The sequence below is a fragment of the Bradyrhizobium sp. NBAIM08 genome (assembly GCF_020193935.1).
Lineage (GTDB): Bacteria > Pseudomonadota > Alphaproteobacteria > Rhizobiales > Xanthobacteraceae > Bradyrhizobium > Bradyrhizobium yuanmingense.
Map to the genome: position 1 here is coordinate 1 of NZ_JADYVR010000035.1, position 2,713 is coordinate 2,713.

The following is a 2,713-nucleotide window of genomic DNA, read 5'->3' on the forward strand; positions in this document are numbered from 1 at the left end:
GCGATCTTCGCCTTCAGCGCCGCGTCGATCTTCCGTCTCGTCTTCTTCGTCATCGTCCGCTCCGTTTACCAAACGGAACGGCTACATTCCAACTAGGCTTCCGGTCCCAAATCCGGGGGCCACTTCACAGATCGCATGCAGCTTCGAAACGCGGAAAAGAACGCCATGGCGAACATCAATCTTAATTCCGAATCTCTTGCAGGTGCACGCGCCGGACAGCGGGCCATCACCGCCCTAAAAGTCATTGAACGGAGAGCGCTGGCCCCGAGACGCCGAGGTTTCCAGATGATACGCGGAATGAACCCGATGGCGCGGATGGTCGCAGCAACGAGGCGCGCACTCGCCATGTACGATCTCGACCGGTGCTGCGCAATCTGGTGGCTCTATTGTCTCCATTTCGGATTCACCGGCGACGTGATGTTGGGGCTCGCCGCGGTCTCGGTTGCCCACGAGAGATCCCGCTGCGGAATTTAGAAATCGTGCATCGAGCGCATCCCAGCCCGATGGCGCGCGCAATCGACTTTGAATCGAGTTCGTCCGGAGCAGGCAGCGGCGTCAGCAAGCCCGTCTTTGCTCATTCTCGGCGGACGATGGTATCTCCCCGGGGATGAATCTGAGCGATCAGCTACGCCCTCAGTCTACCCTATCAGTCCAAGGCCGATTTCTCGTTAATACCCACCAGGCATTTCGTGTGAACAGCCCTCAAGGCAAAGCCGGTGCGTTAGCCTCTCGATCTCCTGGCTAACTTCATTGGCAGTGCGGATGCGGATAGGGAGGACATCGAGTAAGAAATCCGACACCGGCTGTGACGGTTCGGTGAAGAGCGGCGGTCTGGCGGCAGCCCCACCCACCGGCGCTGACTGAGCATCGTCTCGCATCTGCTGCGGTGTGTACGGCAGATCAACGAAAGAGTTGAGTGCTCGTCGAGGCGAACGCTGCGCTAGGCGTCTCCCCTGAACAGGTGGGTGGGGCTGCCGCCAGACCGCCGCGGTTCACCGGACCATCGGACGCGCCATCCTGCCAATCCTCGTCGAGTCGGTATCCGATGTCCTCAAGCTCCTGGAGTACGCCCGACCGCCCGACGAAGAACGCGGGTTTACCGGCGGGGCTGAGCACCGGCGCTGACTGAGCATCGTCTTGCATCTGCTGCGGTGTGTACGGCAGATCAACGAAAGAGTTGAGACCGCGGTAGATGTCTGATGACTGAGCTGGCGCGTCTGATGGTTCGGTGAAGAGCGGCGGTCTGGCGGCAGCCCCACCCACCGGCGCTGACTGAGCATCGGAGCTGATCCTATTATGGATAGGCTTTCCAGAAGCTGACGAGGCCGTCGCTCGTGAGGCAATGCATCGCGACATCTGCAGAACGAAACGGCCCTGCGGCTCTCGATCGTCGTGGGGCTTCATGGGTTTCAGGACCCGCCTTCCTCCCGGCCGATGAAGTCTTGCGGCGGCATGGGAGCCGACGACTGGTCATTGCTCGGGTTGCAAAACGGCATACCGGCGGCGCCGCAGGTGCACGCACGGGTGCCAAGCCACGGTTGATCCGAATCGTTCTCGCAAATCCGCCTTCCGCGATTCGTTCCTCGTTCATTCGCTCTCTCATCGGCTATTCACCAAGGAGAGGGTAATCCTTTTCGCCGAAGGGGCTCATGGCGCGAGCTTGTATTCACCCCCGACTTTCATGGCGAGTTTGATCTGAGCTATTTGGAGTTAAAATGACGAGGTCCAGATCGATTATTTCCGCCGCGGCTCAGGCCGCGGCGGAATTTTTGGCCTGAAACCGATACAGGAAGTCCGCCGCCCGCTGGACGAAGTTTGAAGATCGCGCGTTTGTCGTTCTTCAGCACCTTGATCTAAGAGGGCATATAGGAGGCGTGCCCCTCCCTCACCTCCGGTATCAGGCCCAATCGGCGGACAGAAAGGCCGCGCCAAGCTCTGCGACCAACTTTTCCATGGCATAGCCTTCATCGCCGAAGCGCTTGCGGCCGAACTCGCGATTCAGGCGGCTCTCGTGGCGGTATGTAGTGTCCAACGCCACTCATTGCGCGCGTCGCGGCAGAATGGAAGTACGTGGCCCTCACCTTTTCAGGTGATGTACCGACCTTCGCCAGAGTACCCGCGAAACTTGTCGGAGATAGCAGCGGGATTGGTCGGGGCAAGATGTAGAAACAGTGCGGGCGCGGCTCGGTGCTAACCGACCCGGGGGCTGAAGCCAGGCCAACTAGTCCCTACCACATCCGCACTGCCGTTGAGACTAGCGGAAAAGTGACTCGGCGCCGATCGATCTGGAGCGATAACGCTGTCCCTGTCACATCCCGTTAATCCCAAGGGCTCTGTATCTGTCATAGCTTACCGCAAGCTGACAGGCCTTTTGCGCAGTCGGTCAATAATAATGGGCTATCAACACCCCTCAATCCGCCACGGAAATTCCTGCAACCACTCAGACGTGCTCTCTGTGCTGTCAGTCGTCACGACTTCAGGATCACCCGGACGGTTTAGGCTGCTGATCAGTGAGACATTGTCGGTTGAGGACCACACCATCGTAGATTGTCGGGCGACATGGGAAATTGCCCCCCATATTGCCTCGCTAAAAATGTTACCGGACAACTTCCCTGTCGTGTCTGGGGCGGAGCTGCCGAATCAGATCGGTGGCGGCTATGGCAGGGAAGATCAGCATGCGCGCAAAGCGCGAGATCACATCAGCGCTGGCCGA

1 protein-coding gene and 1 pseudogene are annotated in these 2,713 nt (G+C 59.2%); one reads left to right on the forward strand and one right to left on the reverse strand.

The features are described from left to right. Window positions 1–165: 165 nt before the first annotated feature. A complete protein-coding gene (locus I6F37_RS38205) occupies window positions 166–474 on the forward strand; it encodes a hypothetical protein (protein WP_225144526.1) in 309 nt (102 codons plus the stop codon). 1,276 nt (window positions 475–1,750) lie between these two features. Here I6F37_RS38205 and I6F37_RS38210 read toward each other — a convergent pair. Further along, window positions 1,751–2,017 (reverse strand): annotated as a pseudogene (locus I6F37_RS38210) (zincin-like metallopeptidase domain-containing protein); the annotation flags it as partial. Window positions 2,018–2,713 lie beyond the last annotated feature (696 nt).